The organism is Mycolicibacterium canariasense (assembly GCF_002101555.1).
Classification (GTDB): domain Bacteria; phylum Actinomycetota; class Actinomycetes; order Mycobacteriales; family Mycobacteriaceae; genus Mycobacterium; species Mycobacterium canariasense.
The window spans coordinates 1-14,766 of the sequence record NZ_LQOL01000105.1 but is presented as its reverse complement, the minus strand read 5'-3'; the positions used below and the strand labels follow the sequence as shown (position 1 = coordinate 14,766).

Here is a 14,766-nt window from a genome sequence, read left to right as displayed (position 1 = left end):
CACCGCCCGAGCCGGCCGAATCAACCGAAACGGAGGTCGCCTGAAACACCCCGATCCACAGGTATTGACAATTCCTCTCGCGCTACCTCCCCAACCTTGGTAACCCCAGCTTTGGGGACACCGGCGAGTGGGAACCTGGCGAACTGCACCTTCCCCACCTTGAACCAGTCCACGACTGGTAACGCCGCTACGGCAACGCAACTCGCTACCGCACGGAATATCAACGGGGTCGCCTTCAACGGCACCGCTGACATCACAGTGGCGGATTCGACGAAGCAACCCCGCGTGGAAACCGTAAACACGGTAGGCACTTCCGGTTCGGCGCAGACCATCCCCGACCCTGCTACCGGGGCCACGATGTCCCATATCACGTTGACCGCGAACTGCACACTGACGTTCCCCACTGCGGCAGCGGGTAAGTCGTTCACGTTGGCGTTGGCGCAAGACGCGACAGGATCCAGGACGGTGACGTGGCCAACGATCAAGTGGCCCGGTGGAACTACCCCGACCTTGACAACCACAGCGTCGAAGGTGGACCGGTTCACGTTCGTGTGTGACGACGGCACGAACTGGATCGGGTTTACGGCCGGACTGAACTTCTGATGCGCGCAGCTTTGGCCGCCCGCCTCGGCGCGTCGGTGAAGTCGACGGGATCGCCTGTAGTGTTCGAGAATTCATTCGCCGCGATATCGGCGACGAACAGCTTCTCGACGAGCGCCAACCCGAGTGGGTCGGTCGACCTGTCCCCGTACGCGGCGAAGAGCCACTTGGCGCTTGTGGTCACGATCGGGTTCTTCTCCAACGGCGGCGGCGCGCTCACCACGACATGCAAGTACAACAGTGTCGACCTGACGCCTATCCCGGGCGCTGTGCAGGACCGGTCGGCCGGCAACAACGCTGGTGTGCAGTTGTTCTACATGCTCAACCCGCCGACAACGGGTGCGTTGACGTTGGCGGTAACAGCGACCGGAACCTCTAACACCGGCCGGGCGACGTGGGTGGTCGCTGATGTGTATTCGAATGTCGGATCGGTGGACAGCGGCATCAACTCGCTTGGTCTTGCATCAGGTGCGAGCCTGTCTGTTCCGGCGGGAACGAATCAGTACGCCGTGAATGGGATGTCGGTGGCATCGACCACAGGTTTGGCTAGTTACAGCCAGACGGTGAGGCAGGGCCCGTCGAACGTCGGTGGTATCGCCCGGTTCCTCTGCGGTGATGCGGCTGGTGATGCATCTGGCACGAAAGCGTTTTCTAGTACCGGCGCCTCGTATAACTCGGCGGCGGCTCGACTTCTTCCAGCGGCTTAGGAGGTGTTGTGACGGTTACTGTCACCGGCGATATCGCTGACGCTACCGGGCAACCGGACTCTCGGGACTGGGAAGCGTGGTCACCGGTTTACCGGGCGGGCACGGACACGGTGGTCACGATGCGGCCGCAGCCGGTTCGTGTTGTTGGCGGCCAGTTCGTGGGCGAGTTCGAGCCCGGGCCTGTGCTCCTCAAAAACCCTGAGGGTCAGCAGTTCTACATCACCGTCCCCGATGCTGATGCCAACCTGGGGGACCTGATTGCGACTGCAGTGGCGTTCCCACCGGACACGTCAGCCGAAGCACTGGCGGCAGCGGTGACGACCTATCTGGAGGACAACCCTCCGGCCGCGGACTGGACTGCGTTAGACAACAAGCCAGCATTCGTCGCTGAGGGTGCTACGCAGGCTGCGGCGAGGTCTGCTATCGGCGCCGGCACATCAAACCTCACCATAGGAACCACAGCGGGAACAGCAAAAGCAGGCGACTACCAACCAGCCGCGGCCGACATCAGCGACGCCACCGCTTTCGGCGAAGCACTGGTCACCGCCCCAGACAAACTGACCGCTCGGGACGCGATCGACGCGGCGTCCAAGCGCAAGGCCCGCACCGCTCTAGCGGAAGGCACGCTCAAGGGCGGCAACATCACCGTCAAACCGGCCAGCGCATCGTGGGCCGGCCTATGGTCAGAATGGGACTGGACGAACTGGATTCAGCCCCAGGTCGACCGCGCGATCAAGCTCGGACTGAACGCCATCCGCATCATCGGCGCCCCCCAGGTCGTTCTCACTGCGGGGACCGGCTCGGGTGCCGATCAGATCACGCAGGCCACCTACGACGCGCGTTGGAAGCAGCTTGCCCAATACTGCCTGGAAAACGGGCTGCGGCTGTACCCGTGCCTGAATGAGAAGTGGGCGTTCTACAACGGGACCACCTACATCTTCCAGGACGCCACGGCCACCACGTGCATCACCACCACCGCCGCAATCCTGGCCGCGTACGAAAACGTGATGGGCTTCGACCTATTCCAAGAAGGCTCCGGGTCGAGCGATGGCCTGGTGCTCGCCGACGTTCTGGCGCTGTACTCGGCAGTGCGTGCGGCGGCTCCCGGCGTCAAGCTGACCACGTCGAGTTCGTCGGGCAACTTCGGCACCGCTGCGCAGTTCTGGACTGATTCGACATCGCTTTCCTATACGGCGTGGGTTGCCGATGGTGGCGCGGACTTCGTCGACATCCACATCTACCTTGAGGGCGTCCTCGCGTCGGACCTGGACGGTTTCATCAAGCGCACCGGAAAGCCCTTGATGATCGGTGAGTTCGGGGCCGACCAGTCCCAGGCAGCCGATGCGAACCGGGTCGCCCGATACACCTCCGCTCGGCAGGCGCACAGTCGGACCGGGGTGTTGGGGTCGTTCGTGTGGGCGATGGCCGATCAGGGCACCACTGACGCGCTCAAAGCTGGCGTGTGGGACAACACGGGATTCGTGCAGGGTTCTGCGCCGCTGTCCACGACGTCCGGCAAGCGCACGGCACTGGTGGCCGAACTGGCGAAATTCCCGTCAGCGCCGACGCCGGCCACCCCGCACCGTTCTCCGAACCTGATGACCCCCGAGCAGGCGAACCCGACCGCAACGACATCCGGGTGGGCGACGGGCGCCAACACCTACCTGACGGCCACTTCGGAGGGCTTGGCGGTCGCAGCGACCGCGGCAGGCAATGTCCAGGCCAGCACAACCCCCACCAATGGCATCCCTGTGTTGCCCTCTACGCCGTACGTCGCGACGGTGAAGGTGCTGGCATCCCAGACCTATGCGGCCAAGCCTGTGAGCTTGCAGATCGACTGGTACACCTCGTCCAACGTATACATCACGACCTCTCCACTGACGAGGGCGATTGACTCGCCGACGTCACCCATAGCGATCTCGGTGGCACGAACCTCCCCGTCGAACGCGGCCTTCGCGGTGGTGACCTTCCGCGGGTACGGGTTCGCCGCCAACGAGAACCACCTGCTGATCAATTGCTCACTGCGGCAGTACAACGCGGGCGACCTGGAAGCCACCTCCTATCCGACGCTGCCGGCGGGCGACCCCCGGCTGTTCGGTGCCCCGTCAGGTGCGCTGTGGACGTCGATTGACCGCACACAGGTGGTGATCTCCGGGTCGCTGGGGTTGCTGACATCGGGCACGCCGCGCGCGGTGCTTGGCGGGTTTGCGCTTCCCACACTGGTGACGGGGCTGAAGTTCCTCACCGGCTCAACGGCTGCGGTATCGCCGACGCACTGGTGGGTGGTTGCTACGGACGCCTCGGGCGTGGTACTCGCTGTATCGGCGGATCAGGGCAGCGCGGCAATCGCGGCGTCGTCGGTGATCACCGTGCCGTTCGCGACGCCGACTGTCCTTCCCGCGGGCAACGTCTACTTTCACCTGATGGTGGCGGCAGGAACCGTCCCAACCTTGGCGGGCATCTCGGGCCTGCTTAATTCGCCGACGATTGCGCCCGTGTTCTCCGGCGCATCCACGGCGACGGGTCAGACGACACCACCCGCGGTAGGTGACACCCTCGGGGCGCCCACCTCGCAGTCGGGCAGCGTGTTCTGGTGCTGGGCCTACTAGAGCAACACGATCAGCAGTATCACTGCGGCGGCAATCGCCCACGAAGCGACGATCCACACGATAAGCCGCGACGGCGGGTCTTCAACGTAGTCGTCTGCCCCGGGTAGTGGCTGGTGGCACGTCGGGCAGCGCTTCACATCAGCGGATACGCGCATCCCAGCAAACTTACCCACCCTACGGGTTGGTGTCCATCATCCGTTCGCCCGACAAACAACACAAGGGGGGTGCACAGTGCTGCGTTTCGTCGCTGCTGTAACCACCGGCACCGTTCTCGGCCTGATTCTCGCTGGGGGTGGCGCCTACCTGTACCTGATGGGCTACACCCCACTGTTTGAAGAACGGTTGCACCACTTCTAATGCACGTCTTGTTCTTTCATGGGCATCCGATTGCCCAATCGAAGCGTTGGCAGCGTCTGTGCATGGCGATGGCCGTCTACAGCCGGGAAGACCAGCGGCACATGCACATCACCACCGGCACCGCCGACGTACCCCTCCTCACCTAGGAGCACCCTGTGGGATTCCTCCAAACCATCGCCGAAAGCATCGCCGAATACCTCAAACCCGTTGTGAAGGCGAAAGCCGACGAACTCCTCACAGAGGTGACGGACACCATCAAGAAGGAGATCCGGGAGCACCTGCCCGCGATCATCGAAGCCGTCGTGAAAGCCGTCGCCGAAACCTCCGCGCATTTGGCTACGGATGGGGTGGACAAACTCACCGATGTCATCCCGGGGGATTTGGACGACAAGGTCATCGACCCCATCGTCACGAACGTGTTGGGCTCCATCCTGAACAGGTTCGGCCTCTGATGTACCGGACGAAAGACCAAGTCGCATCCGAATTCATAGCCGAGGGAAAACGCCGCGGCATCACGGAACGCGGCATCGTGATCTGCATCGCCACCGGCCTGGTCGAGTCGAACCTGACGGTGTACGCAAACAGCAAGGTACCGGAATCCCTTAGCCTTCCCCATGATGCCGTGGGATCCGACGGCAAGAGCGTGGGCCCGCTGCAGCAGCAGGTCGTGTGGGGCAACGGTGGTTGGTGGTGGGGTGATGCCGCTACCTGCATGGACCCCACCAGGTCTGCCGGCCTGTTCTATGACCGGCTGGTCAAGAAGCCGTACCAGTCCGCAACTAGCGACGTCGCGGCCGGCGCGATCGCTCAGTCAATTCAGGGGTCCGCGTTCCCCGACCGCTACGCCACCCGCATGGCAGAAGCGCGGCAGTACTACAACCGCCTATCCCAAGGAGCTGCAGTGCCCGACTCAAACCGGCCGGACTTCAACGAATTCCCCCTGTGGTCACCGTCCAGCCAGTCCCGCAGCGGCACAAAGGTGGACCTGTTCCTTCTGCACACCCAGGAAGGTGGGGGAGGGAACAGCGCCGCCGAGGATTTGGCGAAGTACCTCGGCAATCCCGCCAACCAGGTCTCCTACCACTACACCATCTCGCAGGCGTCCGACGGCGGCGTGACCGTCGTCGATGTCGTTGATACCGACAAGGCATCGTGGTCTGTTCTGTCGGCGAACAACCGGTCTATCAACCTGTGCTTCGCCGGCTCCCGCGCATCATGGACGCGGGACCAGTGGATGAAGCAATCCAAGGCCATCGACGTCGCCGCGTATCTGGCGGTGCAGGACTGCAAAAAGTACGGCATTCCGTTCAAGGTGATCGGCACGGGTGGAACGTATTCCGCTGACCGGGCGGGTGTAGCTGACCACCAGTATGTGACCAAGGTGCTCGGCGACGGCACGCACACAGATGTCGGTTCAGGGTTCCCAGTGGACTACTTCAGCCAGCGGTTCGCGTTCTGGGCGGCCGGTGGTGCCACTACATCCACCCCGCCCGCCGCGAAGGTGTGGCCGAAAGATTACAGCGACCGCGAGCTCTTGGAGTGGATCGTGGCGCAACTCGGGGATGGCGATCCGGCGTGGCCGTCGAAGGGGATGACGTTGCGCGACAAGGTGTGGTCTCTCGGGAAGGCGCAGTCATGAGGATCGGCACCGTCTACGTCGGTCTCGGCGAAGGCGACCGCTCCCCGGAGATCGTCAAGGTCAAGGCGCTGCTCAAGCGGAAATTCACGCCCGCCCGGAACACACTCGACGACAGCGACCTGTTCACCCCCGAGTTGACCGCCGAGGTGAAGCGCGTCCAGGCCGTGTATCGCAGCGAGGGCAAGCCGGGCGCGCCGAAGTACATCGACGGCGTCGTCAACCTCGAATTCAAGTACGACGTCGGCCTACTCCCGCGCCCGGAGAAGCCGAAGCCGATCATCTTCACCGTCGAAGGGCACATGTCGGTTCCTTTCAACGGGCCCTGCGCCTACACCGCGTCCGCGTTGGAGCAGGAAGGCCGGATCCGTTGGCAGCCAGTGGGCTACAACTCCACCGCCACCCCGTTCGACAACAAGTCCGGCATCAACGAACTCAACCGGCTACTCAACCTCACCACCCTGGACAACGGTGTCCCGTTCCCCGCCGGGACGCCGTGGGGGATGATCATCTTCTCCCAGGGCGGCATCGTCGGATGCGAAACGTTCCTGCGGATGCGCCGCGCGAACCATTGGCGCCTCAATGATCTGAAGGGTGTGATCGCGTTCGGTAACCCGTACCGGGAAAAGGACGTCATCGCCGACTGGGTGCCCGACCCGCCCAAGGCTGGCACGCAAGGCATCTCCGATGTTCGCATGACCAACACCCCCGAGTATTGGCGTGAGCATTCCCGCCACGGTGATCTGTACGCCGAAAACCCCGACAACGAGGTGGGGTTGAACCGGTCCTCGATTTACAAGATTGTCGCTGAGTCGTCGTGGTCGGGTGGGCCGGCGGGCATGCTGTCCCGCATCACTGACCTATTGGCTGATCCAACCGACGGTGTCATCGACATCGCGAAGGCTATCATGGGCGGGGCGATGTTCCTCGGCAACATGCAAAGCCATGGAATATACGATTTGGCCCCGTGCATCGACTTCATGCGATCACGCGTTCACTACTAGGGCCGTTTTACGTACCGTTCCAGCGCCCGCCGGACGACGTCTGAGACGGTCTCGCCTTTCTCCTCGGCCTTCTGTTGGGCGGCTTCGTACAGGTCGTCGGGGATGCGGAACGACCGTAGCGGGGTGCGCGGCTGATTAGGCACATGGTGCAGTATTCCACGACGTGTCATTACACCCCTATCTAACGTCGCCGGATTGCCCCTGCGAGCATTCCGGCCACAGTTCGTGCAGGTTGCAGCGGTCGTAAACAGTTTCGTCAACTGCAACTGTGCCGACCCAGTCTGGGTCTTGTAGGTCGGTTATCTCCAGTCGCCATTCCTCTGGCACGGGGGTTATGAACGGTCCTGTACAGATGGGCGGATTGCCGCTGCAGATCATCGGTTGCGTAATGATGGTGGCTGGGCTGTATCGAGCGTCGGTCACTCGACCATGCTCGGGTACTGGATGGTCGCCGCACCCGGCAAGTGTTATGGCGCAGGCGAGCAGAGCCAATCGGCATAGCAGAGGTGTCATAACGCTCAGGCTACCAGGTGTCATTACACCGCGCTAGGATGGTGTTATGACACCTGAAGTTGAAGAGTGGCGTCCTGTTGTCGGGTACGAAGGGTTGTACGAGGTCAGTAGTGAAGGCCGTGTCCGTTCGCTAGACCGCTGGTTGCCCTACACAAAAGGTGCTGGCGGCATGCGGTTCCATAAGGGTTGTGTGATCAGCCCATTTCGCTCGTCGCCAACCAACTATCTGACCGTCTCGTTGGGTAAGGATGGGTGTAAGCGCAACCGGCGGATACATGTTCTAGTGCTAGAAGCGTTCGTTGGCCCGCGACCAACGCCAGACATGGATGGCTGCCACACCAACGGCGACCAAGACGACAACCGTCCGTGCAATCTGCGTTGGGATACAAAGTCCGCGAACATGCAGGATTGCCTACTTGCTGGCGACCATCCCCAGGCGAGCAAGACGCACTGCAAACGCGGGCACGAGTTCTCGCCGGAGAATACGTACATCAACCCCACCAGCGGCGGCAGGCAATGCAAGACCTGCGTCCGGGATGCTCGGCGCGCCAAGAAACAACGATCGAGAGGGCCCGCATGTTCACACTCACCTGGTTGAAGGACGCCACCGAACGCGCACTGACAAGTGCAGCATGGACCGCATTGTCGATTGCCGGTGGAGACAAGCTCGATGTGTTCCACGCGGACTGGCGGGCTATCACCGGCGCCGCCGCAGGGTCCGCGGTGCTGTCACTGCTGAAGTCCGTGGCGGTCGGTGCGGCACCGGGCGGAACACCCGGGTCTGCAACTCCAGTCAACCTGACCAAGTGACATGCGTAGTCTCGCGACGTCCCGGGTTCCCCTCGGCGATGTGTGGTTCGCCGTATCAGCCGCCCAAGGCGTCGAATACCTGTTGCGCCCGGACGGGGTGACGAAAGTCCTGAACGTTGTCGAGTCCGCGTTGCCGTTCCAACTGTGGGCGGCCTGGCTGATCATCCCCGCCGCGGTCGGGTTTGTGGCGAACCGCAGGTCGTGGTGGCCCACAGCGATCGTGTGCCACATGCTCAACTCCGCCGCCTACGCCGGCCTCACCTACGGAATCATCGCGGGGATGATTGCCGCCCACCAAAACTGGGGTTGGCAACTGGCCCCAGCCTATGCCCTGCTCTGCGCGCTGCACGGGTTCTGGGTGTACGTCGACATCTTCCGTGAACGTGTCCTGCACTACGCTGTGAAGTCCCGCCTGTCAGGTCTGGTCGAGTGAGGTTCACTGAACTCATCTCAGGCCCGACCGTAGCCGGGGCGACGGCTTTCATTCTTCTCGTCATCACCCGCATCCCTGCGGTGAATCGTCGTGTCGCCCGCCTGTTGGATCCGGTGGTTCGGTGGTGGACCCGGGGGGCGTTGACTGATCAGGTGGCTGAGCGGGAACGCGAAATCCTCTTTCGCCGAACCCAAGACGTCGACATCCTGGAGGCGTATCAGGATGAGATTGCCCGGTGGGCGGTCGAGGTGCGGGCTATCGCTATCGAGCACGATATTACGATTCCGCGGATGAAGACGTTCCGCCAGTTTAAGGCTGAGTGGTTGCGGGACCACCCGGAGTACGCGAACGAGTTCGGTAAGCACACACCGTAAGGGGCGTGCCACACCTGTTGAAACCTGCTGACGTGGGGGACAATAAACAGTGTGAAGGTGTCCGTACGTAAAGGCGATTGGGCCATCATCACGGGCGCCATAGCCATCGCCGTCTATGAGAAGACGGTGGTGGATGATGCGGACCTGATTTCCAACCGGGTGGCCGTGTATCAGCAGCGGGCCCCGTACCTCACCACCATGGTCGTCGTGGTCACCGCACTGCACTTGCTCAGCGCCTTGGACCCTCGGGTGGATCCGTACCACCAAGCCATCCGCTACTTCCGCCGCAACTCCTAAACCCCCAACTAGCACGTTGCCCCAGGTAAGAATTGGCTCGCCGAACAGTTCAAGCCCTGGGGCGCCATCCAAGACTTCGGCTTCGATATAGATCCCGATACGGCAGCGGAGACGATCTGGTGGGCTCCAGGCGCTTGGGTCGCATCAGCCGCCGCCGCTGGGGTGCGTCTACCGCTCATGTCCTGCGGACCGTACTGGCTCGACCAATTGCCAGAAAAATACCGCGGCAGGGAAGTCCAGACGTGGTGGGCAGGCGATATTCCGGGGTTCTGGGAGCACAACCCAGAACTGGTGGAGAAACACCCGGAGCTGTTCTTCAAGCTCCCCGAGGCGAAGCTGGATAGCTTCCCGGCCACACTTCACGGCACCAAGCACATCCGGTCAAACCTTGCCCAATACCACCTGCCTGTTGATGCCCTTGTGCAGATGCAGGACCCGGTCGTATTCGTTTCAGAATGGCGATTCTGGATCGCACATGGTCAGGTCACCACGGGTTCGTGGTACCGAGTCGACGATTCAATCTGGGGATCGGATGAATGGGCGTACGCGGACAACCGGGACAGCACGTATCGGCGCGCGGAGAGCGTCGCGGCCGAAGTGGCCGCCGAAGTACCAGCCCCACCGGGGTATGTGATTGATATCGGCCTGACAGTAGATGGCCGATGGTTGGTTGTGGAAGCAAACGCGGCGTGGTCATCAGGCCCGTACGACGGCGACCCGGAAGGCATCTTTAAATCTATAACGGCAGCCCACGACTTCGATGGCCAGCATCCCAAGTGGGCGTGGCGACCTAACGCTGTGCTTCATAAGGCCGGCCCCCTCAAGGTGCGCCGCCGCCAGTAAAGCCATCCCGCCAACACGAGTACGGCTATCAACCCGGCGGGGATCACGCGTTCATCCTTCTCGGTCATCACTTATCTGTACCCTCACCCGCCGGCCCCCACACCGGGTACAGATGTAGTCGCTGCTGCGACCTATTTTCGGTGGGTTTTCACGTACCGGGTCAACCCCCGCCGTACCACATCGCTGACTGTCTCCCCGCGTTCCTCCGCTACTTGTTGGGCGGCTTCGTAGAGGTCGTCGGGGATGCGGAATGACCGTAGCGGGGTACGCGGCTGATTAGGCACACCGGGGAGTGTCCCACGGCTACATGACTGTGTCATAACACCTACTTATGTCAGGTTCATTCGTCGCAGACAACTCAGGCAGAACGTCAGGCCAGTCGTCGGGTCCAATTCCGGGTCGGGGTGCGGGCACGGCGGCAGATCGCCGGGGAATCCCAGCACGGCGTCCTCATCGCACACCATCACAGGCCCGGCCTTAGCGGCATCACGTTTGGCGATCTTGCGGCGGATGATGTCCTTTGATTCCTCGCTGAAATAGCCTATCGGGACTGCGCCGAGTCGAATAGCAAGCTGGCGCTTGGGCTCGGTCACGTCGTAGTGCGAGATCGGGGTTCCCGGCTTCTGATGCCATGCACGCTTGAGACCCAGCTTGGCCGCGAACTCGTGCAGCTCGTCGTCGGTGTCAGCAGTGAGGTGCGACCACACGGCGTTTAGCCGTCCCACGCGCGCCCGACGCTGCATGTCATCCACGTATACGGTCATTGGTTCCTCCGTTTGGTTGTGCCGATAACGTTGCGTGGTGTCAATACACCCATCCTACCTGGTGTCATAACACCAGGCGTGGTCTAGCTCTTTGTAGCAGGGTGCTACAAACCCCCATAGTTGGGAGGCAGTGTTGTCTTTAACCGACGAGTTCGCCGCCGAATCACAGGCGGGACGAGACCAGCAGTACTCGTCAAGCATCGACAGATTCCTCGCCGAGCAACTGACCGAGGACGAACGCCAAGAAGTCAAGCAGTGGGTGTTGGACCGTAAGAACATCAGCGCCGCGTACCGGGTGTTGAAACGCCGCGGGCTTTCAGTCGCGGAGCCCACGTTCCGTCATTGGGTCATGAAGTGTCGCTAGGCGACGAGTTCGCCGCCGAACTCGCAGCCCAACCAACGGCGGAAGAAGAGAAGTACACCCCGTTCACCGAATGGGACGGGACAAGCGGATTCATCCAAACCGGTGGTATCCGCGAAGACACAACCCCTGACTTTACGGGGATTCTGAAGGAGTTTGGGTACGACCCGGGCAAGGTGCGGATTGTTGGGCATCCGCGTATCTCTCGGTGGCAGCAGCGCGCCGCGTGCAGGGAGTGGTCCGAGCAGCACCAGTCCTATGTCCGTAACGGCAAGTTTGAGACGGTGTGGTTGTGCGCCTACCGTTTCCACCTCGCACCCATATCCACCACCGATACCTTGGATTTGGAGGCGCTGGTTCGGGGAGCCAAACGCGCCCCTGCGCGCAGCTCCACCGCTGACGGGTTTTGGTTTGTGTTCCAAGCCGGCGACCTACAGTTGGGTAAACGCTCACGTGATGGTTCCACAGCTGAGATTGTGGACCGCTACGTCCAATCCGTCGAAGCCGCTAAGGCGGAGCTGAAAGCCTGCAAGCGCCTCGGATTAGGCGGCGTTCAGGTATCGATGCCCGGTGACTGCTTGGAGGGCAACCAATCCCAGTCGGGACGGAACTTGTGGTTGACGCAGGAAACCATCACCGAGCAGACACGCATCCTAAGACGGTTGATGCTGTTCACCATTGATGAACTGTCACCGTTGGTGAACAAGCTGTACCTAGATGTGGTGAACGGCAACCACGACGAGGCTCAACGGCAGCAGTCCACCTATCCGGGGGATGGGTGGGCCACCGAGCAGGCCATCGCCATCTCGGATGCGTTGAAGCTGAATAAGTCCGCGTATGGGCATGTTGAGGTTCGGGTGCCGGAGAAGTGGTCGGGCATGATGACTGTCCCTGTGGGGGATACGGCGGTGTGTGTGGTGCATGGGCATCAGTGGCGGCCGAATCAGGCGTGGAAGTGGTGGGCCGACCAAGCCGTCAACCATCAGCCGGCGGGTGGGGCTCAGGTCATGCAGAACGGTCACCATCATGCGTGGGGGGTTGAGTCGTCGGCGTCGAAGGTTCGTGTGCAGTCGTCGACGTTTGATTGCGGGTCGGATTGGTATCGCAACAAGACGGGTGCTGATGCTCGTCGTGGCGCGGTGGTGTATCTCCTCAAGTCTGGTGAGGTGTCTCGGATGTCGCTGCTATGAACCCCATGGATGACCGTATCGCTGAAGCCATTCAGGAACTCCTCAACCGTGAAGGCGACGGATGGACACTCTCCAACTACATCGTCGCCATGCAACTTCAACGCCTGTCCCCGGAGGGGGAGATTGAAGGCACGGACTGGAGTTGGGCGCCGCGCAGCCAACCAACGTCGACGAATCGGGCGATGCTGCAGGAAGCGTTAGGGGACTACTACTCAGCCGAAGTCGAATAGCCCCCCGTGTACGACTGATTCGACGTACGTCGGTTGTGCTTGCCATCGACTACACAACACCCCTGAACAACCCCACACACCCCCGGTTTCTGGGCTTATGCCCGTGATTCCAAGCCTGGCCGGTGTTACGATTTGGGGCTTTGCCCAACGATTTAGGAGGTGCCTCGTGACTAGGTAGATGCCTAGAAAGGAGGCCAACCGATGGCCCACACAGACCGAGACCATCCCAGCATGAAACGATTCTGGAACTGGCATGAAGATAATTGCGGATGCGGCTGCCACAGCGCCGGTTCGCGCTACTGCTACTGGAACTGCTCATGCCTGAAAGCCGACCCGGCGGCTCCCCGTGGCGAGTCTTGGATTGGCCCAGTAGACCCGCAATGGAAGGCCGACGAGCGTCGACATGAGCGTTCTCGTGCGCGAAACCTGATGCAGCGTGCCCGTTCTGGCCATATTGACTGGGACGACCTCGTCATCAGCTATCACCGCCCGTATTACTGGTGACCTTATTCCTGGCCCCGGCAGTTGAGCATCCCCCCCATGCTCCTGCCGGGGCCACCTTTTTGCGTTTAGGGGCTATCAGTTCCGGGCGTATCTGATGGCATCTCGGACTACCGGCATCGTTAGTCCGAGATGTCCCGCCATGATGCTTTGATAGATACAAAAACATCATGGCGTAGCCAATCGGCTAGACCATCATCCTGTCAGTACGCAACGGTAAAATCAGGGCATGGGGCAACCGCAGTGGATCGCCGACCTAGAGGCCGCAACCACGGCTGCCATCAACCGCATCCTGAACGATGAACCACCACCCTGTGAACACCGCTACTGCAAAGACTGCAGATTCAGCATGTGCATGGGCGTAGCTGGTGCCGCCGTGGACATGTTTGAGGACTCCGGCATGTCCCGGGCCGAAGCGGTGCAACGCGTCATCGGCGGACTCTTCTAGGTTTCCAGCCGGTTGATGGTGAGTGCTTCGTCTCTGCTCACTCCAACAGCCAACGACCCCAGCAGGCCGCGGACGTGTCTCTGGGCGGCCTTCTTCGAATGGTGCACGTGGGTGTGCTCACCGAGCTGATTCGACCACACCACCTGCCACGGTTCAGGTGTGATGGTGTCTGGGGGTAGCTCGGTCACAACAATCCGGGTAGTAGCCACCCCGCCACGCTAGACCACCAACACGTCGGCGAGCGACGGTAAAATCGGGGGATGACCACACTCCACGAAACCGGTGATGCGCTTCGGTGGGCCATTCAGGACATCAACGAGCTGGAGGCCGACGGAGACATCGATGCGGGTGTGGCCCAGCGTGGCAGGGAAGCCGTCGAGTACCTGTTCCGCCCCGACACCGTCTACGCCAGCGTAGGGCCGATAGACGACGGCGACCTGTGCCTCTATTGGGTCGCCGGACCGCGGAGCGTCAGCATCGAGATTGAACACGCCGGCCGGCCCGGGGAAGCGGGCATCTGGTACGCGGTTGGGCGCGGTGATGGTCGCCGTGACAGTGGGGTGGTGTCGGCGCCAACGGAGTTCTTGCGTGATGCGCTTGCGGAGTTCAGCGCTGCAGTGGAAGCAGTGAACCCCGATTGGCGAAAGCTATCCCCACGATATGTAGAGGGGTTACGCGATGAGCATCGGATTCACTAACCCCCGGTGTGATTGCCGTTCCTATAATCGCCCGGAGCTGACGGGCGGTTCAACAGATGAGGTGGTGTTGCCCAGCCCCGCATGGGGTGATCGGCGCAACGGCGTCCCCGTAGACGCGTGCATCGCCGACACCATCCTCGCCCTATGGGCCGAGGGGGTGGAGACGATCGGGTCGTGCTGCGGCCACAACGGTGTGTTCGGGCCGCCCACCGTGATCCTCAATGACGGGGTTGATGCGGAGTGGGTGTTGGGTCTTCTACCCCGGTTGGATCCCTCTAGGGGGTGGGTGGTGAAGCAATGGCAACTCACCACCACCTTCCGCGTCAGAGATCGGTAACCAGGACTCGGTTTTAATTCTCCGCATTTTTGCTGGTTCGATCACCGGACCGGA

The 14,766-nt window shown here is 61.7% G+C and carries 21 protein-coding genes and 1 pseudogene; 19 read left to right on the top strand and 3 right to left on the bottom strand.

Going from position 1 to position 14,766, the window contains the following annotated elements:
• Window positions 1-602 precede the first annotated feature (602 nt).
• The 6 genes from AWB94_RS34835 (at window position 603) to AWB94_RS32785 (ending at window position 6,913) form a co-directional block, all read left to right on the top strand.
• Window positions 603-1,307, top strand: a complete 705-nt coding sequence (locus AWB94_RS34835; RefSeq protein ID WP_131805436.1) for a hypothetical protein — start codon at window positions 603-605, stop codon at window positions 1,305-1,307.
• Between the two features lie 8 nt (window positions 1,308-1,315).
• The gene (locus AWB94_RS32800) at window positions 1,316-3,916 is read left to right on the top strand and encodes a glycoside hydrolase 5 family protein (protein WP_131805435.1); all 2,601 of its coding nucleotides are present in this window, start codon (window positions 1,316-1,318) and stop codon (window positions 3,914-3,916) included.
• A 231-nt stretch (window positions 3,917-4,147) separates the two neighbouring features.
• Complete coding sequence (locus tag AWB94_RS36170) at window positions 4,148-4,273, top strand: hypothetical protein (RefSeq protein ID WP_264021106.1); 126 nt, start codon at window positions 4,148-4,150, stop codon at window positions 4,271-4,273.
• Window positions 4,274-4,428: 155 nt separating this feature from the next.
• Window positions 4,429-4,725, top strand: coding sequence for a hypothetical protein (locus AWB94_RS32795; RefSeq protein WP_234811965.1), 297 nt, complete (start codon window positions 4,429-4,431; stop codon window positions 4,723-4,725).
• Window positions 4,725-5,912 carry an N-acetylmuramoyl-L-alanine amidase gene (locus AWB94_RS32790; RefSeq protein ID WP_062659674.1) on the top strand — a complete coding sequence of 396 codons (1,188 nt, stop codon included), beginning with the start codon at window positions 4,725-4,727 and terminating at the stop codon, window positions 5,910-5,912. The genes AWB94_RS32795 and AWB94_RS32790 overlap by 1 nt, the downstream gene beginning before the upstream one ends.
• On the top strand, window positions 5,909-6,913 hold the full coding sequence (locus tag AWB94_RS32785; protein WP_062659673.1) for a hypothetical protein: 1,005 nt from the start codon (window positions 5,909-5,911) through the stop codon (window positions 6,911-6,913). Before AWB94_RS32790 ends, AWB94_RS32785 begins: the two co-directional genes overlap by 4 nt.
• On the opposite strand, the gene AWB94_RS32780 is transcribed toward AWB94_RS32785, so the two are convergent.
• Window positions 6,910-7,056 carry a YlcI/YnfO family protein gene (locus tag AWB94_RS32780; protein ID WP_165605419.1) on the bottom strand — a complete coding sequence of 49 codons (147 nt, stop codon included), beginning with the start codon at window positions 7,054-7,056 and terminating at the stop codon, window positions 6,910-6,912. The genes AWB94_RS32785 and AWB94_RS32780 overlap by 4 nt on opposite strands.
• A 416-nt stretch (window positions 7,057-7,472) precedes the next feature.
• On the opposite strand from AWB94_RS32780, the gene AWB94_RS36390 reads away from it, so the two are divergent.
• The 6 genes from AWB94_RS36390 to AWB94_RS32750 all read left to right on the top strand — a co-directional run bounded on the left by AWB94_RS36390 (window position 7,473) and on the right by AWB94_RS32750 (window position 10,183).
• Window positions 7,473-8,024 carry an NUMOD4 motif-containing HNH endonuclease gene (locus tag AWB94_RS36390; RefSeq protein WP_084395500.1) on the top strand — a complete coding sequence of 184 codons (552 nt, stop codon included), beginning with the start codon at window positions 7,473-7,475 and terminating at the stop codon, window positions 8,022-8,024.
• Window positions 8,003-8,236 carry a holin gene (locus AWB94_RS32770; RefSeq protein WP_062659672.1) on the top strand — a complete coding sequence of 78 codons (234 nt, stop codon included), beginning with the start codon at window positions 8,003-8,005 and terminating at the stop codon, window positions 8,234-8,236. The genes AWB94_RS36390 and AWB94_RS32770 overlap by 22 nt, the downstream gene beginning before the upstream one ends.
• A 1-nt stretch (window position 8,237) precedes the next feature.
• Window positions 8,238-8,669 carry a hypothetical protein gene (locus tag AWB94_RS32765; protein WP_131805434.1) on the top strand — a complete coding sequence of 144 codons (432 nt, stop codon included), beginning with the start codon at window positions 8,238-8,240 and terminating at the stop codon, window positions 8,667-8,669.
• Window positions 8,666-9,043 carry a hypothetical protein gene (locus AWB94_RS32760; protein ID WP_062659670.1) on the top strand — a complete coding sequence of 126 codons (378 nt, stop codon included), beginning with the start codon at window positions 8,666-8,668 and terminating at the stop codon, window positions 9,041-9,043. The genes AWB94_RS32765 and AWB94_RS32760 overlap by 4 nt, the downstream gene beginning before the upstream one ends.
• A 51-nt stretch (window positions 9,044-9,094) precedes the next feature.
• A complete protein-coding gene (locus AWB94_RS32755) occupies window positions 9,095-9,340 on the top strand; it encodes a DUF7427 family protein (RefSeq protein ID WP_062659669.1) in 246 nt (81 codons plus the stop codon).
• Window positions 9,341-9,517: 177 nt separating this feature from the next.
• Window positions 9,518-10,183: an ATP-grasp domain-containing protein gene (locus AWB94_RS32750; protein WP_062659668.1), complete on the top strand. Its 666-nt coding sequence runs from the start codon at window positions 9,518-9,520 to the stop codon at window positions 10,181-10,183.
• Window positions 10,184-10,659: 476 nt separating this feature from the next.
• Here AWB94_RS32750 and AWB94_RS32745 read toward each other — a convergent pair.
• Window positions 10,660-10,947, bottom strand: a pseudogene (locus AWB94_RS32745) (DUF4031 domain-containing protein); the annotation flags it as partial.
• 130 nt (window positions 10,948-11,077) lie between these two features.
• Here AWB94_RS32745 and AWB94_RS32740 point away from each other — a divergent pair.
• The 5 genes from AWB94_RS32740 to AWB94_RS32725 all read left to right on the top strand — a co-directional run bounded on the left by AWB94_RS32740 (window position 11,078) and on the right by AWB94_RS32725 (window position 13,677).
• Window positions 11,078-11,311, top strand: coding sequence for a hypothetical protein (locus AWB94_RS32740; RefSeq protein ID WP_062659666.1), 234 nt, complete (start codon window positions 11,078-11,080; stop codon window positions 11,309-11,311).
• Entirely contained in the window at window positions 11,302-12,498 is a 1,197-nt protein-coding gene (locus AWB94_RS32735; protein ID WP_062659665.1) for a hypothetical protein, read from the top strand. The genes AWB94_RS32740 and AWB94_RS32735 overlap by 10 nt, the downstream gene beginning before the upstream one ends.
• Window positions 12,499-12,503: 5 nt before the next feature.
• A complete protein-coding gene (locus AWB94_RS32730) occupies window positions 12,504-12,728 on the top strand; it encodes a DUF7213 family protein (RefSeq protein ID WP_131805433.1) in 225 nt (74 codons plus the stop codon).
• 231 nt (window positions 12,729-12,959) lie between these two features.
• Window positions 12,960-13,232 carry a hypothetical protein gene (locus AWB94_RS34830; protein WP_131805432.1) on the top strand — a complete coding sequence of 91 codons (273 nt, stop codon included), beginning with the start codon at window positions 12,960-12,962 and terminating at the stop codon, window positions 13,230-13,232.
• A 226-nt stretch (window positions 13,233-13,458) separates the two neighbouring features.
• A complete protein-coding gene (locus AWB94_RS32725; RefSeq protein WP_062659663.1) occupies window positions 13,459-13,677 on the top strand; it encodes a hypothetical protein in 219 nt (72 codons plus the stop codon).
• Here AWB94_RS32725 and AWB94_RS32720 read toward each other — a convergent pair.
• Window positions 13,674-13,865, bottom strand: coding sequence for a hypothetical protein (locus tag AWB94_RS32720; protein ID WP_062659662.1), 192 nt, complete (start codon window positions 13,863-13,865; stop codon window positions 13,674-13,676). The genes AWB94_RS32725 and AWB94_RS32720 overlap by 4 nt on opposite strands.
• A 72-nt stretch (window positions 13,866-13,937) precedes the next feature.
• Here AWB94_RS32720 and AWB94_RS32715 point away from each other — a divergent pair, with 72 nt between their 5' ends.
• Both AWB94_RS32715 and AWB94_RS32710 read left to right on the top strand, forming a co-directional pair.
• Window positions 13,938-14,375, top strand: coding sequence for a hypothetical protein (locus AWB94_RS32715; protein ID WP_062659661.1), 438 nt, complete (start codon window positions 13,938-13,940; stop codon window positions 14,373-14,375).
• A gap of 67 nt (window positions 14,376-14,442) precedes the next feature.
• The gene (locus AWB94_RS32710; protein WP_131805431.1) at window positions 14,443-14,712 is read left to right on the top strand and encodes a hypothetical protein; all 270 of its coding nucleotides are present in this window, start codon (window positions 14,443-14,445) and stop codon (window positions 14,710-14,712) included.
• Window positions 14,713-14,766 lie beyond the last annotated feature (54 nt).